At 70.4% G+C, this 22,911-nt stretch carries 21 protein-coding genes and 1 pseudogene; 15 read left to right on the top strand and 7 right to left on the bottom strand.

Translation table 11 applies throughout. The features are described from left to right. Positions 1-239: 239 nt before the first annotated feature. Positions 240-1,832 carry a phosphoglycerate dehydrogenase gene (gene serA, locus OG293_RS09395; RefSeq protein WP_405998307.1) on the top strand — a complete coding sequence of 531 codons (1,593 nt, stop codon included), beginning with the start codon at positions 240-242 and terminating at the stop codon, positions 1,830-1,832. 67 nt (positions 1,833-1,899) lie between these two features. Here the strand turns inward: serA and OG293_RS09390 are convergent, their stop codons facing one another. Further along, positions 1,900-3,453, bottom strand: coding sequence for an MFS transporter (locus tag OG293_RS09390; protein ID WP_405998306.1), 1,554 nt, complete (start codon positions 3,451-3,453; stop codon positions 1,900-1,902). Positions 3,454-3,549: 96 nt separating this feature from the next. On the opposite strand from OG293_RS09390, the gene OG293_RS09385 reads away from it, so the two are divergent. Next, on the top strand, positions 3,550-4,134 hold the full coding sequence (locus tag OG293_RS09385) for a TetR/AcrR family transcriptional regulator (protein ID WP_405998305.1): 585 nt from the start codon (positions 3,550-3,552) through the stop codon (positions 4,132-4,134). 105 nt (positions 4,135-4,239) lie between these two features. Here OG293_RS09385 and OG293_RS09380 read toward each other — a convergent pair whose 3' ends face one another. Then, positions 4,240-5,508, bottom strand: a complete 1,269-nt coding sequence (locus tag OG293_RS09380; protein ID WP_405998304.1) for a PucR family transcriptional regulator — start codon at positions 5,506-5,508, stop codon at positions 4,240-4,242. 174 nt (positions 5,509-5,682) lie between these two features. Between OG293_RS09380 and OG293_RS09375 the strand changes: the two genes are divergently transcribed. From OG293_RS09375 to OG293_RS09365, 3 genes are all read left to right on the top strand, one after another. Next, positions 5,683-6,609, top strand: a complete 927-nt coding sequence (locus OG293_RS09375; RefSeq protein WP_405998303.1) for a proline dehydrogenase family protein — start codon at positions 5,683-5,685, stop codon at positions 6,607-6,609. 34 nt (positions 6,610-6,643) lie between these two features. Next, positions 6,644-8,275: an L-glutamate gamma-semialdehyde dehydrogenase gene (gene pruA / locus OG293_RS09370; protein ID WP_405998302.1), complete on the top strand. Its 1,632-nt coding sequence runs from the start codon at positions 6,644-6,646 to the stop codon at positions 8,273-8,275. A 143-nt stretch (positions 8,276-8,418) separates the two neighbouring features. Next, entirely contained in the window at positions 8,419-8,658 is a 240-nt protein-coding gene (locus OG293_RS09365; protein WP_405998301.1) for a hypothetical protein, read from the top strand. A gap of 48 nt (positions 8,659-8,706) precedes the next feature. On the opposite strand, the gene OG293_RS09360 is transcribed toward OG293_RS09365, so the two are convergent. The 4 genes from OG293_RS09360 to OG293_RS09345 all read right to left on the bottom strand — a co-directional run bounded on the left by OG293_RS09360 (position 8,707) and on the right by OG293_RS09345 (position 11,535). After that, positions 8,707-9,546 carry a DUF1206 domain-containing protein gene (locus tag OG293_RS09360; RefSeq protein ID WP_405998300.1) on the bottom strand — a complete coding sequence of 280 codons (840 nt, stop codon included), beginning with the start codon at positions 9,544-9,546 and terminating at the stop codon, positions 8,707-8,709. A gap of 71 nt (positions 9,547-9,617) precedes the next feature. Beyond that, positions 9,618-10,544 (bottom strand): alpha/beta fold hydrolase, encoded by a 927-nt coding sequence (locus tag OG293_RS09355; RefSeq protein WP_405998299.1) that lies wholly within the window; start codon positions 10,542-10,544, stop codon positions 9,618-9,620. A 197-nt stretch (positions 10,545-10,741) separates the two neighbouring features. Beyond that, positions 10,742-11,083 carry an ArsR/SmtB family transcription factor gene (locus OG293_RS09350; RefSeq protein ID WP_405998298.1) on the bottom strand — a complete coding sequence of 114 codons (342 nt, stop codon included), beginning with the start codon at positions 11,081-11,083 and terminating at the stop codon, positions 10,742-10,744. Further along, positions 11,080-11,535 carry an SRPBCC family protein gene (locus tag OG293_RS09345; RefSeq protein WP_405998297.1) on the bottom strand — a complete coding sequence of 152 codons (456 nt, stop codon included), beginning with the start codon at positions 11,533-11,535 and terminating at the stop codon, positions 11,080-11,082. The genes OG293_RS09350 and OG293_RS09345 overlap by 4 nt, the downstream gene beginning before the upstream one ends. A gap of 149 nt (positions 11,536-11,684) precedes the next feature. Between OG293_RS09345 and OG293_RS09340 the strand changes: the two genes are divergently transcribed. The 4 genes from OG293_RS09340 (at position 11,685) to OG293_RS09325 (ending at position 15,226) form a co-directional block, all read left to right on the top strand. Next, positions 11,685-12,227: a GNAT family N-acetyltransferase gene (locus OG293_RS09340; protein ID WP_405998296.1), complete on the top strand. Its 543-nt coding sequence runs from the start codon at positions 11,685-11,687 to the stop codon at positions 12,225-12,227. Between the two features lie 364 nt (positions 12,228-12,591). Next, positions 12,592-12,720 carry a hypothetical protein gene (locus tag OG293_RS09335; RefSeq protein WP_326652808.1) on the top strand — a complete coding sequence of 43 codons (129 nt, stop codon included), beginning with the start codon at positions 12,592-12,594 and terminating at the stop codon, positions 12,718-12,720. Positions 12,721-12,861: 141 nt separating this feature from the next. Next, positions 12,862-13,905: a 3-isopropylmalate dehydrogenase gene (locus OG293_RS09330; RefSeq protein WP_405998295.1), complete on the top strand. Its 1,044-nt coding sequence runs from the start codon at positions 12,862-12,864 to the stop codon at positions 13,903-13,905. Positions 13,906-14,137: 232 nt separating this feature from the next. After that, a complete protein-coding gene (locus OG293_RS09325) occupies positions 14,138-15,226 on the top strand; it encodes a branched-chain amino acid aminotransferase (protein ID WP_405998294.1) in 1,089 nt (362 codons plus the stop codon). Between the two features lie 137 nt (positions 15,227-15,363). On the opposite strand, the gene OG293_RS09320 is transcribed toward OG293_RS09325, so the two are convergent. Beyond that, positions 15,364-15,576, bottom strand: coding sequence for a cytosine permease (locus OG293_RS09320; protein ID WP_406003547.1), 213 nt, complete (start codon positions 15,574-15,576; stop codon positions 15,364-15,366). 11 nt (positions 15,577-15,587) lie between these two features. Between OG293_RS09320 and OG293_RS09315 the strand changes: the two are divergent. The 6 genes and pseudogenes from OG293_RS09315 to cimA form a co-directional block, all read left to right on the top strand. Continuing rightward, positions 15,588-15,974 (top strand): annotated as a pseudogene (locus tag OG293_RS09315) (urease subunit beta); the annotation flags it as partial. After that, positions 15,974-17,656 carry an urease subunit alpha gene (locus OG293_RS09310; protein WP_405998293.1) on the top strand — a complete coding sequence of 561 codons (1,683 nt, stop codon included), beginning with the start codon at positions 15,974-15,976 and terminating at the stop codon, positions 17,654-17,656. The pseudogene OG293_RS09315 and the gene OG293_RS09310, both read left to right, overlap by 1 nt. A 10-nt stretch (positions 17,657-17,666) precedes the next feature. Then, the gene (locus OG293_RS09305; RefSeq protein ID WP_405998292.1) at positions 17,667-18,686 is read left to right on the top strand and encodes an agmatine/peptidylarginine deiminase; all 1,020 of its coding nucleotides are present in this window, start codon (positions 17,667-17,669) and stop codon (positions 18,684-18,686) included. A 77-nt stretch (positions 18,687-18,763) separates the two neighbouring features. After that, a complete protein-coding gene (locus tag OG293_RS09300; protein WP_405998291.1) occupies positions 18,764-19,372 on the top strand; it encodes a TetR/AcrR family transcriptional regulator in 609 nt (202 codons plus the stop codon). 74 nt (positions 19,373-19,446) lie between these two features. Beyond that, on the top strand, positions 19,447-20,763 hold the full coding sequence (locus OG293_RS09295; protein ID WP_405998290.1) for an MFS transporter: 1,317 nt from the start codon (positions 19,447-19,449) through the stop codon (positions 20,761-20,763). 497 nt (positions 20,764-21,260) lie between these two features. After that, positions 21,261-22,859, top strand: coding sequence for a citramalate synthase (cimA, locus tag OG293_RS09290; protein ID WP_405998289.1), 1,599 nt, complete (start codon positions 21,261-21,263; stop codon positions 22,857-22,859). Positions 22,860-22,911 lie beyond the last annotated feature (52 nt).

The raw sequence follows: 22,911 nt of genomic DNA, 5'->3' as shown, positions 1-22,911 counted from the left end.
GGGACGATCGGGTCCCGGCCCCCCTGCCCTGCCCGGCCGCTCTCGAGTGCTTTTCCACTCTGTCCAGCCACGGACGGGTGATCCTGCCTTCGAGGCGCAAGACGCACCGCACCGCACCACTACACTGCTCAACACATACGCGTCAGGCCCACAGTGTCGTGCGTCTTCCACGCGGCTAGCCCCCTCCACCGCCTGCGGCCGTCGGGACGGCCGTCCGCACTGGACTTGTGAGGACTCACGTGAGCTCGAAACCTGTCGTACTCATCGCTGAAGAGCTGTCGCCCGCCACCGTCGACGCGCTGGGCCCGGACTTCGAGATCCGGCACTGCAACGGCGCCGACCGCGCGGAGCTGCTCCCGGCCATCGCCGATGTCGACGCGATTCTTGTGCGCAGCGCGACCAAGGTCGACGCCGAGGCCATCGCCGCCGCGAAGAAGCTCCGCGTCGTCGCCCGTGCGGGCGTCGGTCTGGACAATGTCGACGTCTCCGCCGCCACCAAGGCCGGCGTGATGGTCGTGAACGCCCCGACCTCGAACATCGTCACCGCCGCCGAGCTCGCCTGCGGTCTGCTGGTCGCCAGCGCGCGCAACATCCCGCAGGCCAACACCGCGCTCAAGAACGGCGAGTGGAAGCGCTCCAAGTACACCGGCGTCGAGCTGAGCGAGAAGATCCTCGGTGTCGTCGGCCTCGGCCGTATCGGCGTGCTGGTCGCCCAGCGGATGTCCGCCTTCGGTATGAAGATCGTCGCGTACGACCCCTATGTGCAGCCCGCGCGCGCCGCGCAGATGGGCGTCAAGCTGCTCTCGCTCGATGAGCTGCTCGAAGTCTCCGACTTCATCACCGTCCACCTCCCGAAGACCCCCGAGACCCTCGGGCTGATCGGCAACGAGGCCCTGCACAAGGTCAAGCCCTCGGTCCGGATCGTGAACGCCGCGCGCGGCGGGATCGTGGACGAGGAGGCGCTGTTCTCGGCGCTGAAGGAGGGCCGGGTCGCGGGCGCGGGGCTCGATGTGTACGCGAAGGAGCCCTGCACCGACTCTCCGCTCTTCGAGCTGGACCAGGTCGTCTGCACCCCGCACCTCGGAGCGTCCACGGACGAGGCGCAGGAGAAGGCCGGTGTCTCCGTCGCCCGTTCGGTGCGCCTCGCGCTCGCCGGTGAGCTGGTGCCGGACGCGGTCAACGTCCAGGGCGGCGTGATCGCCGAGGATGTGCGCCCGGGTCTGCCGCTCGCCGAGAAGCTCGGCCGTATCTTCACCGCGCTCGCGGGCGAGGTCGCGGTCCGCCTTGATGTCGAGGTGTACGGAGAGATCACCCAGCACGACGTCAAGGTGCTGGAACTGTCCGCGCTCAAGGGGGTGTTCGAGGACGTCGTCGACGAGACCGTCTCGTACGTCAACGCCCCGCTGTTCGCGCAGGAGCGCGGTGTCGAGGTGCGGCTGACGACGAGCTCCGAGTCCCCGGACCACCGCAATGTCGTCACCGTGCGCGGCACGCTCTCGGGCGGCGAGGAGGTCGCTGTCTCCGGCACGCTGGCCGGCCCCAAGCATCTCCAGAAGATCGTCGCCGTCGGTGACTACGACGTGGATCTCGCGCTCGCCGACCACATGGTCGTGCTGCGTTACGACGACCGCCCCGGCGTCGTCGGCACGGTCGGCCGGATCCTTGGTGAGGCCGGACTGAACATCGCGGGCATGCAGGTCTCGCGCGCGGAGGAGGGCGGCGAGGCTCTCGTCGTGCTGACCGTGGACGACACGGTGCCGGTGAACGTGCTGAGCGAGATCGCGGACGAGATCGGTGCGGCCTCCGCCCGTACGGTGAACCTCAACCACTGAGCGTCGCTCCTCGTACGACGAACGGCCCGGCTCTCCTGAGAGCCGGGCCCTTTTCTACGGCCATGTGTCAGTGGACGCCCACCAGTTCGGGCTGCTCGGCCTCGGTGTCCTTGGCCCGGGGGCTGCGCAGCAGCGTCGCGGCGAGCACCGCGGCGGCGACCAGCAGTACGACGGCGCCGGCCGACGCCAGGTGCATGCCGTGGGTGAAGGCGTCCCGGGCGGCGGCCAGTACCGGGTCCCCCAGGCTGTCCGGGAGTTGCCGGGCGACCGTGGTGGCGCCGGCCAGCGTTTCCCGGACGGTCTCCAGCGCGCCGGCGGGCACGCCCTGCGGGGCGGAGTCCGCGAGGTCGCCGCGGTAGACGGCCGTACCGATGGACCCGAGGACGGCCATGCCCAGCGCGCCGCCGAACTCCTGGCCGGTCTCCAGCAGCGAGGCGGCGGAACCGGCCTTCTCGGCCGGAGCGCTCGCCAGCGCCAGGTCCGACACCAGGGCCATCACGGTGACGATGCCGCAGCCCATGACGGCCGCGCCGGCCAGCAGCATGGCCAGGGAATCGGTGCCGGTGAGGGTGAGCAGGGCGAATCCCGCGGCGGCGACGAGGAATCCGCCGGCGATGACATGGGCCCGGTCCACCTGCTGGGCGAGCGCCGAGGCCGCCGGGGCGGCAGCACCGATGGCGAGGGACGGGGCCATGCTCCACAGCGCGGCCTCCATGGTGCCCATACCGAGCACGGACTGGAGGTACTGGGTGGTGAAGTAGGCGGAGCCCATCATCGCGAACGCGGCGATGGTGTTGAGTGCGATCCCGGCGCCGAAACCGCGGCCCCGGAAGAGGTCCCGGCCGATCATCGCGTCGGCGCGGCTGCGCTGGCGGCGCACGAAGAGCGCGCCGACGGCCGACCCGGCCACGACGTACAGGGCGCGGCTGAGGCTCGGGCCCTCGGCGGCGATCTCCTTGAGTCCGTAGACCACCGGGAGCACGGTCCCCATCGAGAGGGGCACGCTCAGCAGATCGAAGCGGCCGGGGTTCGGGTCCTTGAACTCCGGTACCAGCACAGGTGTCAGGACCAGCAGGAGCAGCATCGCGGGCACGTTGATCAGGAAGACCGAGCCCCACCAGAAGTGGTTGAGCATGATGCCGCTCAGCACCGATCCGAGCGCGATGCCGCCTGCCATGGCACCGGACCAGATACCGATCGCCCGGGTGCGCTGCTTGTCGTCCTGGAACATGTTGCGGACCAGGGCCATGGTCGAGGGCATCAGGGTCGCTCCGCCGATGCCGAGCAGCGCCCGTGCCGCGATGAGCATGTCGGCGCTCTGCGCGTATGCCGCGCCGATCGAGGCGATCCCGAAGGCGGTGGCTCCGATGAGCAGGAGCCTGCGGCGGCCGATGCGGTCGCCGAGCGACCCCATGGTGATCAGGAGCCCCGCGAGGGCGAAGCCGTAGATGTCGAAGATCCACAGCTGCTGGGTGCTGCTCGGGTCCAGCTCGCGGCTGATCGCCGGAATGGCGAAGTAGAGGACGGAGACGTCCATCGAGACCAGAAGGAGGGGCAGCAGGAGGACCACGAAGGCGGTCCATTCCCGGCGGCCGGCGCGGAGCGCGGTGGAGTTCGTCATGCCGAGCAATGTACGGCCGTATAAAACAACTGTCTAGTACGTTTGTGTAAAACGAAGGTATAGGACGGCTGTATGCCAGAGCGGTAGCCTGCTGACATGGGACATCGTGAGGATCTGCTTGAGGGCGCGAAGCGCTGCCTGCTCGAAAAGGGCTACGCCCGGACGACCGCGCGTGACATCGTCGCCGCCTCCGGCACCAACCTGGCCTCCATCGGCTACCACTACGGATCCAAGGAGGCCCTGCTCAATCAGGCCTTCCTCGCCGTGACGGAGGAGTGGGGGGACGCGGTCGGCCCGGGCGGCAAGGAGGGCGCGAAACTGCCGTCCGACCCGCTGGAGCGGTTCGAGAAGACCTGGGAGCAGGTCATCGCCTCGTTCGACAGCAGTCGGCCGGTCTGGAAGCTCCAGTTGGAGGTCGTCTCGCGGCTGGACGAGGACGAGCAGCTGCGCGACGCCATCAGGGGGCCGCAGGAGGAGGGCCGCCAGGGCATGGCCGAGGGGTTCGGCGGCCTGGACCCGAAGGCCGATCCGGAGAAGGCCCGCGTGGCAGGGCTCTTCTACCAGGCGCTGGTGGCGGGTGTGATGATCCAGTGGCTGGTCGACCCGGACACGGCGCCTTCGGCGAAGGAGCTGACGGACGGGCTGCTGGCGGTGCTGGAGGACCGGTCGGCACAGGAGTGAGCGCGCGCGGGTTCCGGCTCCGGCACATGCCGTCGGTCGTGGGGCGCCGAATGCTCCCGGAGCCCTGCCGCACCTCCGTACCCGGAGCGCGCCGCACCTTCGTTTCTAGAGCCGCGCCGTCTTCAGGGCCATGTGCAGCAACAGCCGGTCCTCGCCCTCGTCCAGGTCCAGGCCCGTGAGCTCCTCCACCCGGGACAGGCGGTAGTAGAGGGTCTGCCGGTGGATGCCCAGCGCGGCGGCGGTGCGTCCCGCCTGGCCCGCGTGGTCGAGGAAGACCTCGGCGGTCCGGGCCAGTTCGGCGTGCGAGCGGTCGAGCAGCTCGCGGACGGCGGGGTCGTGGGCCGGGTCCGCGGGCAGCACGGTCAGCATGCGGTACGGGCCGATGCCCGACCACTGGGCGACCGGTCCGAGCCTGGGCTGGGCACGGGCGGCGCGGGCCGCCGAAGTGGCCTCCAGCCAGGCGGTGTTGAGGTCCGCGAGCCCGCGGCGGGAGGTCGCGATCCCGGCGGTCGCCGCCCTGCTTCCCGCGCCGTCGCGCAGTCGGTTTGCGGCGGTGAGGGCGGGGGAGAGGTTGTCGCCCGAGCGCAGGCGCAGAAGAACCGCCAGGGCGCCGGGCGCGCTCTCGTCGCCGTACACCGGCGCAGGGCCCTCCCCCTCCTGCGCCGGGCCGTCGCCCTTCGTCGCGTGTTGCCCGGCGGCGCCCGCCCGGTCGGCCTGTTCGGCGGCTCCCACCGCACCCCGGGGCACCGTGCACAGCGCCGCCGCCCCCGGCAGCGAACGTGACGAAGGGGCGTCCGCCTCCGCCCACGGCGTCACGCACACCACCGTGTGCAGACCGTCCGCCTCCGCACCGCCCAGCGCGGCACGCAGGGCCGCCACCGCCATGTCGTACTGCCAGCCGCGCTCCGCCGTGAGGACCGCGCGCAGCTCCCGCGACAGATCCGCCCCCGCACGCTCCTCGTCCGCGAGGAGCGTGCCGATCCGGTCCGTGACCTTCATCGCCGAGGCCAACTGGTCCTGCGTGGGCCCCGGGGTGCTGTCCAGCAGCCATACGTAACCGAGCACGATGCCCCGGTGGCGTACGGGAAGACAGATCCGGTCGCGCAGGACCCCCGCGTCCGGCGCGGCGGGGATGCGGACCGGGCCCGTCGCCCGCGCGATGCCGAAGCCCTCGAACCAGGCGCGGACGGCCGGGGTGGACGTGCGGGTGAGGATCGAGCGGGTCCTGACCGGGTCCAGGGTCGTCTCGTCGAAGGCGCTGTCGCTGTCGTGCGCGCCGAAGGCGATCAGGCCGAAGTCGCGGTTCTCCAGCGTCGCGGGGACGGCCAGCAGCGCCGAGATCTCGTCGACCAGGTCTTGGTAATCGCCCTTCACGCGGACATTCTCGCACCCCTTCAGACATATGTCTGAGATCGGGGACACGGATGCGTGACAGCTGTCGATGGCCGAGGATCGGAGTGATCCTTAGGTTTCACGGTGGTTCTTGGTGTCGTTCCGGTTCCGTTGCGTTCCGTTTCGGCTCTGTCCGTACTCTCCGTGGAGGTCCCTGTGCTGGGTCCAGTGATCCTCGCCGCCTCGCGCAGCGACAAGATGCGCCGTTTCGTTTCGGCAGCCCCGGGGACCAAGCAGGTGGTCGACCGGTTCATCGCCGGTGAGACGGTCGAGCAGGTCGTTCCGATCGTCAAGGACACCGTCGGCAAGGGGCTCGAAGTCACCCTGGACGTGGTGGGCGAGGACATCACCACACCTGAGCAGGCCGCCGCCGCCCGCGACGCCTACCTGGAGCTGATCGAGCACCTGGAAGGGCTCGGCCTCGGCACCAAGGCCGAGATGTCCGTCAAGCTGTCGATGTTCGGCCAGTCCCTGGAGGGCGGGCACGAGCTGGCGCTCGCCAACGTCCGCCCGGTCGTCGAGGCCGCCGCCGCGATCGGCACCACGGTCACCCTGGACGCCGAGGACCACACCACCCTCGACTCGATGTTCGCCATCCATGATCAGCTGCGGAAGGACTTCCCGCAGACCGGCTGTGTGATCCAGGCGTACCTCTTCCGCACCGAGGACGACGCGCGCCGCCTGGCCGCCGCGGGCAGCCGTGTGCGCATCGTCAAAGGCGCCTACAAGGAGCCCGCCTCCGTCGCGATCCAGGACAAGGCCGAGATCGACAAGGCGTACGTCCGGATCCTGAGGATCCTGATGGACGGCGACGGCTACCCGATGATCGGGTCCCACGATCCGCGGCTCATCGCCATCACGCAGGAGCTCGCCCGCCGCGCAGGGCGCAAACTGGACGAGTACGAGTTCCAGATGCTGTACGGCATCCGCAGCGACGAGCACGTCCGGCTCGCGGACGAGGGCCACCGCATGCGCGTCTACACGGCGTACGGCACCGACTGGTACGGCTACTTCATGCGCCGCCTCGCCGAAAAGCCGTCCAACCTCCTCTTCTTCGTCCGCTCGATGATCACCAAGGGCTGAGCCCTCCCACCCCTCACAAGGAGTCACGGAACTCATGGACGCTGTCACCCAGGTCCCCGCCCCGGTCAACGAGCCGGTGCACGGCTACGCCCCAGGCACCCCCGAGCGCGCCCGTCTGGAAGCCAAGCTCAAGGAGCTGGCCGAGAACCCGATCGAGCTGCCGATGACCATCGGCGGCGTGCAGCGGATGGGCGGCGGCGAGCGTGTCGACGTCGTACAGCCGCACAACCACAAGGCCGTGATCGGCACTTTCGCGGGCGCCACGCAGCAGGACGCGCAGGACGCGATCGACGCCGCGCTGGCCGCCGCGCCCGGGTGGCGCGCGATGTCCTTCGACGACCGCGCCGCGATCATCCTGCGCGCGGCCGAGCTGCTGGCCGGTCCCTGGCGCGAGACGCTCGCCGCCTCGACCATGCTCGGCCAGTCGAAGACCGCGCAGCAGGCCGAGATCGACACGCCCTGTGAGCTTGTCGACTTCTGGCGCTTCAACGTCAAGTACGCCCGCGACCTGCTCGCCGAGCAGCCGATCGCCAACTCGCCGGGTGTGTGGAACCGTCTGGACCACCGTCCGCTGGAGGGCTTCGTCTACGCGATCACGCCCTTCAACTTCACCGCGATCGCAGGCAACCTGCCCACCGCCCCCGCCCTGATGGGCAACGTCGTGGTGTGGAAGCCGTCCCCGACGCAGACGCACGCCGCCGTACTGCTGATGCGGCTGCTGGAGGAGGCCGGTCTGCCCAAGGGCGTCATCAACCTGGTGACGGGGGACGGCATCGCCGTGTCCGAGGTGGCCCTGAACCACCGCGACCTGGCCGGTATCCACTTCACCGGCTCGACCAGGACCTTCCATCACCTGTGGAAGACGGTCGGCAGCAACATCGAGAAGTACCGCTCCTACCCGCGCATCGTCGGTGAGACGGGCGGCAAGGACTTCGTCGTCGCCCACCCGAGCGCCGACCGGGCCGTGCTGAAGACCGCGCTGACCCGCGGCTCCTTCGAGTACCAGGGCCAGAAGTGCTCGGCGTCCTCGCGTGCGTACATCCCCGCCTCGATCTGGAACTCCGGCTTCAAGGAGGAGTTCGCGGCGGAGGTCGACGGGATCACGATGGGTGATGTCACCGACCTGACGAACTTCATGGGCGCCGTGATCGACGACCGTGCCTTCGCCAAGAACAAGGCCGCGATCGACCGTGCCAAGGCCGACGACAGCTGCACGATCGTCGCGGGCGGCACCTACGACGACTCGGTGGGCTACTTCGTCCGCCCGACGGTCGTCGAGTGCTCGGACCCGGCCAACGAGGTCTTCTCGACCGAGTACTTCGGCCCGTTCCTGGCGGTCCACGTCTACGAGGACGACGAGTACGACGCCATGCTGGAGCAGATGGAGTCGGTGTCGGCGTACGCCCTGACCGGCGCGGTCATCGCCAACGACCGCGCGGCTGCGGCGCACACGATGGAGAAGCTGCGGTACGCCGCGGGCAACTTCTACATCAACGACAAGTCCACCGGTGCCGTCGTCGGCCAGCAGCCCTTCGGCGGCGGCCGTGCCTCCGGCACCAACGACAAGGCGGGCGCCCCGCAGAACCTGATGCGCTGGACGCTGACCCGCGCGATCAAGGAGACGCTGGTCGCGCCGACGGATTACTCGTACCCGCACATGGGCTGAGGCCCCCCTGCTCGTACCCGCACATGGCTGAGGCCCCGCGGCCCAGCACCGATCCCGCCCCCGCCCGGCCCCCATGCCGGACGGGGGCGGTTCAGGTCCCGCGGGACTACGCTGCTGGAAGGGGGCACCGGAAGGAGGGCGTGATGCCCGGTTCCACGACCCTGGGCCCCGGACACGGGGTCGACCCGATCGAGCACTCGGACGCGGTGCGGCTGGCTTCCGTACTGCGGGAGATGAGCGGCCTGCTGGCGATGGACGGGCCGAACCGGCTCACCGACGCCCAGGTCAGCGCGTTGTGCGCGGGGCAGGCGCATCACCGGCAGGAGTTCGGCGAGTGGGTCGAACGAGTGGCGAAGGAGCTGACCCGCAGGGTGTCCGCGTAGCCGGGTCGCCTTTCGGGCCCGGCGGCTTTGGGGCCCGGCGGCCGGCTCTCAGACCCGGCGCCAGCGCGCCATGGCGAAGGAGAAGACGCCGAACAGCGCCAGGCCCACCGCGACGGCGGCCAGCAGCCACGGACCCGCCGGGGTCCCGGCGAACGTGCGCAGCGTGTCGTCGAAGCCCTTGGCCCGGTCCGGCTGGTACTCGACGGCCGCACGGACGACGAACACCCCGATCGCGGTGAAGACGATCCCGCGGGCCGCGCCGCCGCCGACGCCCGTCACGTCCACGAAACGCCTGGTCCCGCGGGACATCTGGCCGAGCTTCAGATGCTTGTGATACTTCCGCATCATGGCGCGGGCGCCGACCCAGATCCCCGCGCCCGCGACGCCGGCGCCGACGATGCCGACGATCCACTGGCCGGCAGGCAGATCGAGCGCCTTGGTCGTGACGTCCTGCGACTGCTGGTCGCTGGACCCGCTGCCGCTGCTCCGGTCGCCCGCGGCGAAGGCGAGGACGGAGTAGGCGACGAAACCGTAGAAGACGCAGCGCCCCGCGGACAGCAGGCGCTTGCCCGCCTTGCGGCCGTCGGGCCCGGCGGCGCCGAACAGCGCTTCGGACAGCCGCCACAGGGCCATGTCGGCCAGTCCCGCGCCCAGGGCCCACAGCAGGACCGATCCCATCGGTTTGTCCGACAGCTCGGCGAGTGCGCCGCCGCGGTCGGCCTGCTTGGCGCCCTCGCCGAAGGCGATCTGCAGGGCGAGAGTCCCGACGAGCAGATAGATCGCCCCGCGGGCGACGAACCCCCAGCGCGCGGCGGCGTCGACGGCGGAACTGTCGGCCGCCCTGCGGGCTCCGGCGCGTCCACGGAGCGTCATCGTTCGTGCGTTCATCGGTGAACCTCCCGGTAGGGCGGATGCCCCTGACCGGGTGAGGGAAACGGTGGGGTGGGGCCGGCGGCCGCTCAGCAGGGCGCGGACGATGCCGCCGAATCCGCTCGTGAGACATGGACACCGTCGTGGACGCCGACGCCGACGCGGACGAGGAAGCGGTCGATGAGCCCGGCGATCTCCCCGGCATGGGTCTCCAGGGCGAAGTGGCCCGTCGGGAGCAGATGGATCTCCGCGTCCGGGAGGTCGCGGCGGAACGCCTCCGCGCCCGCGGGGACGAAGATCTCGTCATGGGCGCCCCAGACCGCCAGCAGCGGGACCCGGCTCGTGCGGAAGTACTCCTGGAAGGCCGGGTAGAGGTCGAAGTTGGAGCCGTAGTCCGCCATCAGGTCGAGCTGGATGGCGTCCTGTCCGGGGCGCGCCATCAGGGCCGCGTCGTGATGCCAGGCGTCGGGGCTGAGCAGGGAGCGGTGCTCTTCGGGGACCCCGTGGGTGTACTGCCACTGGATGACTTCCAGCGAGTGGAGGCCGCAGACCGGTGCCTCCGTCTCGGGGGTGCGGTTCGCGATCAGGGCGAGGATCGGGGCCCACGCGGCGTCGCCGAGGCCTTCGCGATACGCGTTGCCGTTCTGGGTGATGATCGCGGTGATGCGATCGGGGTGGGCGAGGGCCAGACGCAGTCCGATGGGCGAGCCGTAGTCCTGGATGTAGAGCGCGAAGCGGGTGAGGCCGATCGCGTCGGTGAACTCGGCGGTCAGGGACGCCAGTTCGTCGAAGGTGTAGGGGAAGGCGTCGGCGGGCGGGGTCGCGGACCGGCCGAAGCCGAGGTGGTCCGGAGCGATCACGCGGTAGCGGCCGGCGAGCAGGGGGATCAGGTCACGGAACATGTGCGAGCTGGTGGGGAAGCCGTGCAGAAGCAGCAGTACGGGGGCGTCGGCTGCGCCGGCCTCGCGGTAGAAGATCTCGTGGCCCCGGACGGTGGCGGTGCGATGGTGAACCATTTCTAACCCCTCATGCCTTGTGGATCGGTTATAGGCACAGGGGATCATGACGCCATCTAACCTGTCAATATGAATTAAGAGGTTAGGTGGCGTGGGCGGGGCCGTCGAGGGCGGCCGACCGGGTCGGGTGCCGGGCCGGCCGCCCTCGTGCTGCGGGGGCGTCACTCTCTGGGGGATCGGCATCCCCGGCGGGCGCCTCAGTCCTGTGGTTCCGCCTCGGCCAGACGCTTGATGGCCGACAGTCGCGTGTCCCATTCCGAGGCGACGCGGTCCATCCATCGCGCGGTGACGTTCAGCCGCTCGGGCAGGACGGTGTAGCGCGCCTCGCGGCCCTCCCGGTGACCGGCCACCAGGCCGGCCCGGGTCAGGACCGCGAGGTGTTTGACGATCGCCTGCCGGCTGACCGGCAGCTCCGTCGCCAGGACCGTGGCGGTCGCCTCGCCGTGTACGGAGAGGGCGTCGAGTATCCGCCGGCGGGTCGGGTCCGCCAGTGCGGACAGGACCTCCGTCACCGCCTCCTGGTCCGATTCCGCTGTCATGCGTCCAGTCGCTCCGTGTACTGCCTGATGTTCTCGACCTGGCTGCTCCAGCCTTCCGAGTGGCCCTCGTATCCGGCGGTGCGCACCCTGTCCTCCGGGATGGTGAGGTTGGCGAAGCCGGTCTCGACCACGCGCAGGCGGGTGCCGTCGCCGTCCGGGGTGAGGGTGAACTCCACCAGCGTGGAGTTGCCCTCGACGGCCTGCTCGCCGGGGTGCGCGCTGGCCCAGCGGTACGAGAAGTGATGCGGGGGATCCACCTTCACGACCGTGGTCGGGAACCGTCCGTACTCCCCGTGGTCGAGGATCATGGTTCCGCCGGGGCGCAGGTCGACGGGTGTCGGCTTGCCCTGGCCGAACCACGAGCCGACGTGCTCGGGTTCCGTGAGTACGGCCCACACGCGCTCCATGGGGGCCTTGATGGTGATCTCCCGCTCGATCCGGTCCTTGCTCATCGATCTCAGCCTCCTGGTCGGGCCTTCACTTGATGTGCTACCCAATGGTTGCACGTCCATGGGGGCTCGTGCAACCCGCTGGTTGCGCGAGTGCGGGAAGAAGCCGGAGAGGCGCGCAGCCGACCGCGCTCCGGGAGAGGATGCGGAGCATGACCGAGTCGTCCCGCACCGCTCACACCTTCGAGCTGAGCCCCGCCGAACTCCTTGAGATCCGCACCCTGCTGGCGGACGCGTTCGACGGCGACTTCAGCGACGAGGACTGGGACCACAGCCTGGGCGGTGTCCACGCCTTGGTGTACGAGGACGGCGAGCTCGTCGCGCACGGCAGTGTGGTCCAGCGCCGCGTGATCCACGCCCGCCGCAGCCTGCGGATCGGGTACGTCGAGGCGGTGGCGGTCCGCGCCGACCGGCGGCGGCGCGGCCTCGGTGGCCTGGTGATGGACGCGCTGGAGCGGGTGATCGACGGCGCGTACGAGTTCGGCGCCCTCTCCGCGTCCGACGACGGCGCCGCGCTGTACCGGGCCCGTGGCTGGCGGCTGTGGCCGGGCCGTATCGAGGCCCTCGGTCCGGACTCGGTGGTGAGGCTCCCGGGCGAGGAGGGCTCCACCTTCCTGCGTTCCGCCGCCGCCCGTCCGCTCCCGAAGCCGCCCGGGCCACTGGTCTTCGACTGGCGCGACGGCGACCTGCTCTGACACCGCCGGCCCCGCAAGTCCCCGGTCCGGAGCGGGGTCCGCCCCGCGCGGGCAACGTCGCCGCTCACGCTCGCCGCTCCGGCCCCCTGGCCCCGGCAGGACGCTGTCCGTCGGTACGAGGTTGGGCAGGCCACCTGCGGTCCGCTGCACTCTCCTGGTGATCGCCGTCTCAGATAGTAGGAAGTCCGACTAGTTGTAGAGACAGGAGCGCGTGCCTGTCCTAGCTTTGTAGAAGCCGAACGTCTCGCTCGATCCAGCGAATGGCGGTCGAGAGCAAGTGCCCCCACGCAGGCAACCCCTGCGGCACGGCTCCCCGCCCCTTCCGGCGCCTCGAATCATCTGTGATTTCAAGGAGTCGATCACCATGCCCGCTGAGACCGCCCGCCGCGTCCGCCACTCGTCCCGTACGAGCGAGTCCGACCGCAAGAACGCCGCCGCCGCCCTGCAGCGAGCTCTCGACCGCAGGGACAACGGCGGCTCCACCGGTCACTAGTCAGGACCCGTCACCACCAGGACACCCGCGCCTTCCGCCGTTCTGTGCGCATCCGCACCCGTGCGCATCCGTCCTCCGGGCGCACGTCCGGATCGTGGACAGTACGTGTCATGGGGTGGGACGCGGAGTAGGGTGCCCGACATGTCTCGCAGCATCAATCTCGCAGTGATCCCCGGTGACGGCATCGGCCAGGAGGTCGTGGCCCAGGGCCTCAAAGTCCTCTCGGCTGTCCTTCCGCAGGACGTGAAGCTGGAGACCAAGGAGTACGACCTCGGCGCCCAGCGCTGGCACCGCACCGGAGAGACCCTTCCCGACGCGGAGCTCGACTCGCTGAAGAACCACGACGCCATCCTGCTCGGCGCGATCGGCGACCCGTCCGTGCCGTCCGGCGTGCTGGAGCGCGGTCTGCTCCTCAAGCTCCGCTTCGCCTTCGACCACTACGTCAACCTGCGTCCGTCGAAGCTGTTCCCGAACACCGCGACCCCGCTGGCCGGCCGCCCCGACATCGACTTCGTCGTCGTCCGCGAGGGCACCGAAGGCCCGTACACCGGCAACGGCGGCTCGCTGCGCACCGGCACGCCCGCCGAGGTCGCCACCGAGGTCAGCCTGAACACCGCGTACGGCGTCGAGCGGGTCGTCCGCGACGCCTACGAGCGGGCGAACGCCCGTCCCCGCAAGAAGCTGACGCTGGTCCACAAGAACAACGTCCTCGTCTACGCCGGCCACATGTGGAAGAACATCTTCGACAAGGTCGGCCAGGAGTACCCCGAGGTCACCACCGACTATCTGCACGTCGACGCTGCGACGATCTTCTTCGTCACCCAGCCGGAGCGCTTCGACGTCATCGTCACCGACAACCTCTTCGGTGACATCCTCACCGACCTCGCCGCCGCCGTGACCGGCGGCATCGGCCTGGCCGCGTCCGGCAACATCAACCCGACGGGGGCCTTCCCGTCGATGTTCGAGCCCGTCCACGGCTCGGCGCCCGACATCGCGGGCACCGGCAAGGCCGACCCGACGGCCACGATCCTGTCCGTCGCCCTTCTGCTGCGCCACCTCGGCTTCGAGGCCGAGGCCGTGCGCATCGAGGAGGCAGTCTCCGCCGATCTGGCGCTGCGCGACGGCAGCACGGTCCGTACGACGGACGAGATCGGCGACGCGCTCGCGGTACGAGTAGCGGGCTGACCCGTCGGTTCCCCTCAGGCCGCCGGGTCGCTTCCGCACCCGGCGGCTTTTCCTGTGCGGCCTCCGGGTGCCACCATTCATCATGGACCGCATTCACCCCGTTCCTCGCACGGTGTCACGCGAGCGATAATCGAACGTGGGGCCGCAGCATGCGGGAAAGCTCGGACGTCCTAGCAGTAGTAGCGGCGTGAGCGCGGTCCGTCACAAACAACCGGTGAAGGACACTGCACTCATGACGACGCCCACGATCGAGCTCAAGCCCTCCTCGAACCCGCTGTCCGACGCGGAGCGCGAGGCGATCCTGGCCAGCCCCGGATTCGGCCGCCACTTCACCGATCACATGGTGACGATCAAGTGGACGGAGGGGCGTGGCTGGCACGACGCGGAGCTCGTCCCGTACGCGCCGCTGTCGATCGACCCGGCCAACATGACCCTGCACTACGCGCAGGAGATCTTCGAGGGCCTCAAGGCCTACCGCCGCCCCGACGGTTCGGTCGCCACCTTCCGGCCCGAGGCCAACGCCGAGCGCTTCCAGCGCTCCGCCCGCCGTCTGGCGATGCCGCAGCTGCCGGTCGAGACCTTCATCGCGGCCTGCGACGCGCTGGTCCAGCAGGACAAGGAGTGGGTGCCGGCGCACGGCGGCGAGGACTCCCTGTATCTGCGCCCGTTCATGATCGCGACCGAGGTCGGCCTGGGTGTGCGGCCGGCCAACGAGTATCTGTTCATCGTCATCGCCTCGCCCGCCGGCGCGTACTTCCCCGGCGGCGTCAAGCCGGTCTCGATCTGGCTCTCCGAGGACCGCGTGCGCGCCGTCCCCGGCGGCATGGGCGACGCCAAGACCGGCGGCAACTACGCCGCCTCCCTGCTCGCCCAGGCCGAGGCCGCCTCGAAGGGCTGCGACCAGGTCGCCTACCTCGACGCCGTGGAGCACAAGTGGGTCGAGGAACTGGGCGGCATGAACCTGTACTTCGTGTACGGGGACCGGATCATCACGCCGGAGCTGACCGGCTCGCTGCTCGCCGGCATCACCCGTGACTCGCTTCTGACTCTCGCCAAGGACCTCGGCTACACCTCCGAGGAGGCGCGCGTCTCCATCGACCAGTGGAAGGCCGACACCGAGAACGGCTCGCTCACCGAGGTCTTCGCCTGCGGTACGGCCGCGGTCATCACCCCGGTCGGCCTGGTCAAGTCCGAGGGCGGCGAGTGGAAGCAGTCCGGCGGTCAGCCGGGCGAGGTCACTCTGAAGCTGCGCAAGGCGCTGCTGGACATCCAGACGGGCAAGGCCGAGGACATCCACGGCTGGACCCACAGAATCGGCTGAGCAGGCCGAACACCGACGGGCCCGCCCTCCGCACGGCAGGGGGCGGGCCCGGCCCGCGCGGCGAAGATCAGGAACGGCCGCTTCCGGCTCGGCGTCGGCCGCACGCTCGCCCGCCCGCGCCCGCACAGGCCGCATCGTCAGGCAGCTCGCGCCGCCCACGAGACCCGACAGCTCGCGCCGCCCACGAGACCCGACAGCACGAAGCTGCAGTCCACGCTGCCGGACAGCGCCGGCAGCGGTCCCTCGTACAGCGAGGTCGAGACCGCGGCCAGACCCACCGCCGGGCCGATCGCCCGACTCACCGTGGCCCGCTCGTTCCAGCCGGCGCGGTACCAGTAGACGCGGCCCATGGAGTGTCGAGGGCGGCAGCCTGGGAGCCGGTGCACCCGGCGCGGTCCTGCCGGGACCCGCCGACGCCGAACCCGAGCCCGCCCTGCGGCTCACCGTCCGCAACACCGCCACCGTCCCGGTGAGCGTCACCTCCCACTTCCACTTCTTCGAGGCCAACCCCCGGCTCGCCTTCGACCGGGCCGTCGCGTACGGCATGCGCCTGTGCGTCCCCGCCGGCTCGTCCGTCCGCTTCGACGCCGGGGGCGAGGCCGAGGTCGGCCTGCTGCCCATCGGCGGCGAGAGGATCGCGATCGGCTTCGCCGGTCTCGTCGACGGACCGCTGGACGCCCCGGGCGCGAAGGAAGAGGCCCTGCGGCGCGCCGCCGCCTGCGGCTACCTGGGAGCGGAGGCGCCCTGATGGACCCGTACGAGTACGCGTCGGTGCACGGCCCGCGAGCGGGAGACCGGGTCGTCCTCGGCGACTCGGGGCTCGTCGTGCGCGTCGAGTCCGACGCCCAGAAGCCCGGAGACGAATTCCTCGCCAGCTGCGGCAAGACCGCCCGCGACGGACTGCACCTCAAGGCCGCCGCCGTCCGCGAGACCTGTGACATCGTGATCAGCAACGTGCTGGTCATCGACCCGGTCCAGGGCATCCGCAAGGTGTCCGTCGGTATCCGTGAGGGACGTATCCACGCGATCGGCCGGGCCGGAAACCCCGACACCCTCGACGGCGTCGACGTCGTCGTAGGCACCGGCACGTCGATCGTCTCCGGCGAGGGCCTCATCGCCACCGCTGGAGCCGTCGACACCCATGTCCATCTGCTCTCGCCGCGGATCATGGAGGCCTCGCTCGCCTCCGGCGTCACGACCGTCATCGGCCAGGAGTTCGGCCCTGTCTGGGGCGTGGGCGTCAACTCCCCGTGGGCGCTGGGGCATGCCTTCAGCGCCTTCGACGCCTGGCCCGTCAACATCGGCTTCCTCGCCCGCGGTTCCTCCTCTCACGACGCCCCGCTCGTCGAGGCGCTCGCCGAGGGCGGGGCGTCCGGTTTCAAGGTCCACGAGGACATGGGCGCGCACACCCGCGCCCTCGACACCGCCCTGCGGGTCGCCGAGGAGCATGACGTCCAGGTCGCCCTGCACAGCGACGGCCTGAACGAGTGCCTCTCGGTCGAGGACACCCTGCGCGTCCTGGACGGCCGTACCGTCCACGCATTCCACATCGAGGGCTGCGGCGGCGGACACGTCCCCAACGTCCTCAAGATGGCGGGCGTGCCCAACGTCATCGGCTCCTCCACCAACCCCACCCTGCCCTTCGGCCGGGACGCGGTCGCCGAGCACTACGGGATGATCGTCTCCGTCCACGACCTCAAGACCGACCTGCCCGGCGACGCGGCGATGGCCCGCGACCGGATCCGGGCCGGAACCATGGGCGCGGAGGACGTACTGCACGACCTCGGGGTGATCGGCATCACCTCGTCGGACGCGCAGGGCATGGGGCGCGCGGGCGAGACCGTCCGCCGCACCTTCGCGATGGCCGGGAAGATGAAGGCCGAACTGGGCCCCATGGACGGCGACGGCACGCACGACGACAACGCGCGCGTGCTGCGCTACCTGGCGAAGCTGACCATCAACCCCGCGATCGCCCACGGGCTCGCGCACGAGATCGGCTCCATCGAGGTCGGCAAGCTCGCCGACATCGTGCTGTGGCGACCGCAGTACTTCGGGGCCAAGCCGCAGCTCGTCCTGAAGTCGGGCTTCCCCGCGTACGGAGTGACGGGCGACCCGAACGCCGCGACGGACACCTGTGAACCGCTGGTCCTCGGACCGCAGTTCGGCGGGTACGGCGCCACACCGGCCGATATCTCGGTCGCCTTCGTCGCCAAGGCGGCGACCGAACAGGGCTCCGACCTGATGCCGACGCGTCGCCGCCGGGTCGCGGTACGCGGCACCCGCGGCATCGGCCCCGCCGACCTGCGGCTCAACTCCCGTATCGGTGACGTCGGCGTCGACGGGCACACCGGCCTGGTCACGCTCGACGGCGACCCGCTGCGGTCCGAGCCCGCGGACTCGATCTCCCTCAACCGCCTCTACTTCCTCTAGGAGTCCACCCATGAGCTTCCGCATGCCGCCCGAGTGGGCCCCGCACGAGCGCACCTGGATGGCCTGGCCGGGCCCCAACCTCACCTTCAGAGGTGACGACCTGGCAGAGTCCCGGCAGGCATGGGCCTCCGTCGCCCAGGCCGTACGCCGCTTCGAGCCCGTCACCATGATCGTGGGCCCGGGGCAGACGGACGAAGCCCGCGCGCTCCTCGGTCCGGACATCGACCTCGTCGAGCGCGAGCTGGACGACGCGTGGATGCGCGACATCGGCCCGACCTTCGTCACCGACGGGACCCGGCTGGCGGCCGTGGACTGGGTGTTCAACGGCTGGGGCGCGCAGGAGTGGGCCACCTGGGACCACGACGCGAAGATAGCGCGCCATGTCGCGGACCTCGCCGGCGTGTCCGTCCACAGCTCCCCCCTGGTGAACGAGGGCGGTGGCATCCATGTCGACGGCGAAGGCACGGTCCTGCTCACCGAGACGGTCCAGCTCGGCCCCGAGCGCAACCCGGGCTGGTCCAGGGACGAGGTCGAGGCCGAGATCCACTCGAAGCTCGGCACGACCAAGGCGATCTGGCTCCAGCGGGGCCTCAGCGCGGACTACCCGCCGCACGGCTTCGGCACCCTCGGCCATGTCGACATGGTCGCCGCCTTCGCCGGCCCGGGGGTGATCGTCGCCCACACCCAGCCCGACCCGGCCCACCCCGACCACGAGCTCTGCAAGGAGAACGTGGAGATGCTGAGGCTGCAGACGGACGCGAAGGGCCGTCGCTTCGAGGTCGTCGAGATCCAGGCGCCGACGGTCCTGCGCGGGGAGGACGGCGGCTGGGCCGCCTACTCCTACATCAACCACTACGTCTGCAACGGCGGTGTCGTGCTCTGCGCCTTCGACGACCCGCGCGACGAGATCGCGGCCGGAATCCTCCGCAGGCTCTACCCCGGCCGCACGGTGACCCTGGTCGACGTCCGGACCGTCTTCGCGGGCGGCGGAGGAATCCACTGCGTCACACAGCAGCAGCCGAAGGTCTGATTCGGGTAGAACATACGGGTGAATGTGTTCCTCTGCGCGGCAGCCGGCCGCGGTCCGGCCGCTCCGGTGGCCGCCGTATGACGCCCGCCCAGCGCCGCCGCAACATCGCGCCGCCCCGTGAGTCCGTGCTCGCCGCCGCCATGGCCACCATCGCCGAGCGGGGGCTCGACGGGCTGACCATGGCCGGGCTCGGCCGCGAGGTCGGGATGAGCAGCGGACATCTCCTCTACTACTTCCGCACCAAGGACGAGCTGCTCCTCCAGACCCTCGAATGGAGCGAGGGGCGCCTCGGAACGGAGCGCAGCGCCCTGCTCTCCCGGCTGGACCCGCCGCGCGAGAGGCTCGACGCGTACGTCGATCTGTACGTCCCCGACGGGCCGCGCGACCCGCACTGGACGCTCTGGCTCGAAGTCTGGAACCACTCGCAGGGCGCCGACGACGACGCCCGCGCCCGCCAGGCCGCCATCGAGGGGGCGTGGCACCGGGACCTCGTCGCGCTGCTCGCCGAAGGGATCTCCCGCGGGGATTTCCGCGCCGTGGACCCCGACCGCTACGCCGCCCGGCTGCGCGCCCTGCTCGACGGCTTCAGCGTCCATGTCGCGGTCGGCATCCCCGGCACCGGACGGCCGCAAGTCCTGGCCCATGTGCGGGAGTTCCTCGACGACTCACTCTTGCCGGGAACGTAACGCACACAAGTACTCCCGATCGTTGCTGTCTGCACCCTTGTCCGCCCCGGCTCCCTCCGGCACGGTTCCGGATCATGGGACGAGAGCACTGGAAGAAGATCTGGGTCGGCTCGGCGGGAAACATGGTCGAGTGGTTCGACTGGTTCGTGTACGCGAGCTTCGCCACCTACTTCGCGGGGGCGTTCTTCCCCGAGGGGAACGACACCGCCAAGCTCATGAACACCGCCGGCATCTTCGCGGTCGGCTTCTTCATGCGCCCGGTCGGCGGCTGGCTGCTCGGCCGCGTCGGTGACCGCAGAGGCCGCAAGGCCGCGCTGACGCTCACCGTCAGCCTGATGTCCGCCTCGGCCGTCCTCATCGCCGTCGCCCCGACCTACGGGGTCGCCGGGTACGGCGGGGCGGTCGTCCTGCTGCTCGCGCGCCTCCTCCAGGGGCTCTCGGTCGGCGGGGAGTACGCGGCCAGCGCCACCTACCTCACCGAGGCGTCCGCGCCCGAGCACCGCGGTTTCGCCTCCAGCTTCCAGTACGTGTCGATGACCGCGGGCCAGATCGCCGGACTCGGCCTGCAGATCGTCCTCCAGCACACGATGTCCGACGACGCCCTGCACAGCTGGGGCTGGCGCATCCCCTTCGTGATCGGCGCGCTGGGTGCGGCGATCGTCTTCTACCTGCGCCGCAACATGCTGGAGACCGAGGTGTACGAGGAGTCCGCGGACGACACGCCCGCGGGCGACAAGGGCACGATCAAGGCGCTGTGGGCGCACCGCCGGGAGGCGTTCCTCGTCATCGCGCTGACCATGGGCGGCACGGTCGCGTACTACACGTACACGACGTACCTCACCAAGTACCTCTCCAACTCCGCCGGCCTGCCCAAGCAGACCGCGACCCTCGTCTCCTTCTGCGCGCTGATCGTCTTCGCCTGCCTCCAGCCGCTCGCCGGCCGGCTCTCCGACCGGATCGGCCGCCGTCCGCTCCTGATCACCTTCGCGGTCGGCTCGACCTTCCTGACCGTGCCGATCATGACGATGCTCCGGCACGCGGGCTCCTTCTGGCCGGCGCTCGGCCTGTCGCTGCTCGCGCTCGTGGTGATCACCGGCTACACGTCGATCAACGCGTGCGTGAAGGCGGAGCTGTTCCCGACGGGCATCCGCGCCCTGGGCGTCGCGCTGCCGTACGCCATCGCCAACGCGTTGTTCGGGGGGACGGCGGAGTACGTGGCGCTGTGGTTCAAGGACGCGGGGGTGGAGGCGGGGTTCTCCTGGTACGTGGCGGGGTGCGCGGCCGTGTCGCTGGTGGTGTACCTGATGATGCGGGAGACGCGGGACATCGATCTGAACCGGGTGGCGGTGGAACGGGGCGCGGAGCCGCCGGTGCCGGTGCGGATGTCCTGACCCTGCGTGGCCTTCCCGAACCGGGGCTGCGCCCCGACCCCGTGAGGGCCCCCCGCACGCCCTCCGGGCGTGTCCTCAATCGCCGGACGGGCTTGAATGTGCGGCGGCAGGCCTGACGATTCGGGCCGACCGGCGGGACGTACGCCCCGTCGGCGATTGAGGACGGGGGCCCGGGGCGGCGCCCCGGGCCTACCCGGCGACCGCATCGTGAGACCGCGGTCCACCCACGGCGTCCGCTGTGGCACACTGCCACCGTGCTTTCGTTCGCCATGATTATGGACAAGAGCGCGCCGGTCCGCAGTGACCGCTGACCCCGTGAACAGCAACCCCTCGCGGCAGCGGCACCGTGCCCCAGACCCGCGCGCAGACCTCTCGCACCCGCGAGAGGTTTTTTCGTTTTACGGCCCCACCCCGGCCGAGGCGGACCGCGCGCGAAGATGGGGGCAAGTGGAGCCAGAACTTCCGGAGCCACGAATCCGACAGGAGTCAATTCAGCCATGACCACGGAGACTGACGACAGCTTCCATGTCTTCGACACCACGCTGCGCGACGGCGCGCAGCGCGAGGGCATCAACCTCACCGTCGCGGACAAGCTGACCATCGCCCGGCACCTGGACGACTTCGGCGTGGGCTTCATCGAGGGCGGCTGGCCGGGCGCCAACCCGCGGGACACCGAGTTCTTCTCGCGTGCCCAGCAGGAGATCACCTTCCAGAACGCCCAGCTCGTCGCCTTCGGCGCCACCCGTCGCGCAGGCGCGACGGCCGCCGCGGACGCGCAGGTCAGGGCCCTCGTCGAGTCCGGCGCCCCGGTGATCACACTGGTGGCCAAGGCGCACGACCGGCATGTCGAGCTGGCCCTGCGGACGACCCTCGAAGAGAACCTGGAGATGGTCCGCGACACCGTCTCCTACCTGCGCGAACAGGGCAGGCGAGTCTTCGTCGACTGTGAGCACTTCTTCGACGGCTACCGTGCCAATCCCGAGTACGCCAAGTCCGTCGTACGCACCGCGGCCGACGCGGGCGCCGATGTCGTCGTCCTCTGTGACACCAACGGCGGCATGCTCCCGGCCCAGGTCCAGGCCGTCGTATCCACCGTCCTCGCGGACACCGGCGCGCGCCTGGGCATCCATGCCCAGGACGACACCGGCTGCGCGGTCGCCAACACGCTCGCCGCGGTGGACGCCGGTGCGACCCATGTGCAGTGCACCGCGAACGGCTACGGCGAGCGGGTCGGCAACGCGAACCTCTTCCCGGTCGTGGCCGCGCTGGAGCTGAAGTACGGCAAGCGGGTGCTGCCCGAGGGCTCACTGGCGGAGATGACCCGGATCTCGCACGCGATCGCCGAGGTCGTCAACCTGACGCCCTCCACCCACCAGCCCTATGTGGGTGTATCCGCCTTCGCGCACAAGGCCGGACTGCATGCCTCCGCCATCAAGGTCGACCCCGACCTCTACCAGCACATCGACCCCGAGCAGGTCGGCAACACCATGCGGATGCTCGTCTCCGACATGGCGGGGCGCGCCTCCATCGAGCTCAAGGGCAGAGAGCTCGGCATCGACCTCGGCGGCAATCGCGAGCTCGTCGGCCGGGTCGTCGAGCGCGTCAAGGAGCGCGAGCTCAAGGGATACACCTACGAGGCCGCCGACGCCTCCTTCGAGCTGCTGCTGCGTGCCGAGGCCGAGGGGCGCGCCCGCCGCTACTTCCGTACGGAGTCCTGGCGCGCCATCGTCGAGGACCGCCCCGACGGTACCCACGCCAACGAGGCCACCGTGAAGCTCTGGGCCAAGGGCGAGCGCATCGTCGCCACCGCCGAAGGAAACGGCCCGGTCAACGCCCTGGACCGGGCGATGAGGGTCGGCCTGGAGAAGATCTACCCGCAGCTCGCCAAGCTGGAGCTGATCGACTACAAGGTCCGCATCCTCGAAGGCCGCCACGGCACCGAGTCCATCACTCGCGTCCTGATCACCACCGGCGACGGAGGCGGCGAATGGGCCACGGTCGGTGTTGCCGAGAATGTCATCGCAGCCTCCTGGCAGGCGCTGGAGGACGCGTACACCTACGGTCTGCTGCGCGCCGGGGTCGAACCGGCCGAGTAGGGGGTCCCGCGGACCAGGGACCCCCGGACGTCGTCCAGCAGAAGACCGGCGG

The organism is Streptomyces sp. NBC_00829, assembly GCF_045161795.1.
In the GTDB taxonomy this organism is placed as follows: Bacteria; Actinomycetota; Actinomycetes; order Streptomycetales; family Streptomycetaceae; genus Streptomyces.
The sequence above is the reverse complement of the archived record's forward strand: the minus strand, read 5'-3'. Positions and strand labels throughout refer to the sequence as shown.

Coding starts and splice junctions, on each gene's coding strand:
- OG293_RS09320 (WP_406003547.1), bottom strand. CDS start 15,576: ATGGGCCGCGTCTACTGGTACCGCGCCGGCTGGAACGAGCGGGCCACG.
- OG293_RS09355 (WP_405998299.1), bottom strand. CDS start 10,544: ATGGTTCACCATCGCACCGCCACCGTCCGGGGCCACGAGATCTTCTAC.
- OG293_RS09310 (WP_405998293.1), top strand. CDS start 15,974: ATGGACCCGTACGAGTACGCGTCGGTGCACGGCCCGCGAGCGGGAGAC.
- OG293_RS09345 (WP_405998297.1), bottom strand. CDS start 11,535: ATGAGCAAGGACCGGATCGAGCGGGAGATCACCATCAAGGCCCCCATG.
- cimA (WP_405998289.1), top strand. CDS start 21,261: ATGACCACGGAGACTGACGACAGCTTCCATGTCTTCGACACCACGCTG.
- OG293_RS09330 (WP_405998295.1), top strand. CDS start 12,862: ATGTCTCGCAGCATCAATCTCGCAGTGATCCCCGGTGACGGCATCGGC.
- OG293_RS09295 (WP_405998290.1), top strand. CDS start 19,447: ATGGGACGAGAGCACTGGAAGAAGATCTGGGTCGGCTCGGCGGGAAAC.
- OG293_RS09300 (WP_405998291.1), top strand. CDS start 18,764: ATGACGCCCGCCCAGCGCCGCCGCAACATCGCGCCGCCCCGTGAGTCC.
- OG293_RS09385 (WP_405998305.1), top strand. CDS start 3,550: ATGGGACATCGTGAGGATCTGCTTGAGGGCGCGAAGCGCTGCCTGCTC.
- OG293_RS09390 (WP_405998306.1), bottom strand. CDS start 3,453: ATGACGAACTCCACCGCGCTCCGCGCCGGCCGCCGGGAATGGACCGCC.
- OG293_RS09350 (WP_405998298.1), bottom strand. CDS start 11,083: ATGACAGCGGAATCGGACCAGGAGGCGGTGACGGAGGTCCTGTCCGCA.
- OG293_RS09305 (WP_405998292.1), top strand. CDS start 17,667: ATGAGCTTCCGCATGCCGCCCGAGTGGGCCCCGCACGAGCGCACCTGG.
- OG293_RS09360 (WP_405998300.1), bottom strand. CDS start 9,546: ATGAACGCACGAACGATGACGCTCCGTGGACGCGCCGGAGCCCGCAGG.
- OG293_RS09325 (WP_405998294.1), top strand. CDS start 14,138: ATGACGACGCCCACGATCGAGCTCAAGCCCTCCTCGAACCCGCTGTCC.
- OG293_RS09340 (WP_405998296.1), top strand. CDS start 11,685: ATGACCGAGTCGTCCCGCACCGCTCACACCTTCGAGCTGAGCCCCGCC.
- OG293_RS09365 (WP_405998301.1), top strand. CDS start 8,419: ATGCCCGGTTCCACGACCCTGGGCCCCGGACACGGGGTCGACCCGATC.
- OG293_RS09335 (WP_326652808.1), top strand. CDS start 12,592: ATGCCCGCTGAGACCGCCCGCCGCGTCCGCCACTCGTCCCGTACGAGC.
- pruA (WP_405998302.1), top strand. CDS start 6,644: ATGGACGCTGTCACCCAGGTCCCCGCCCCGGTCAACGAGCCGGTGCAC.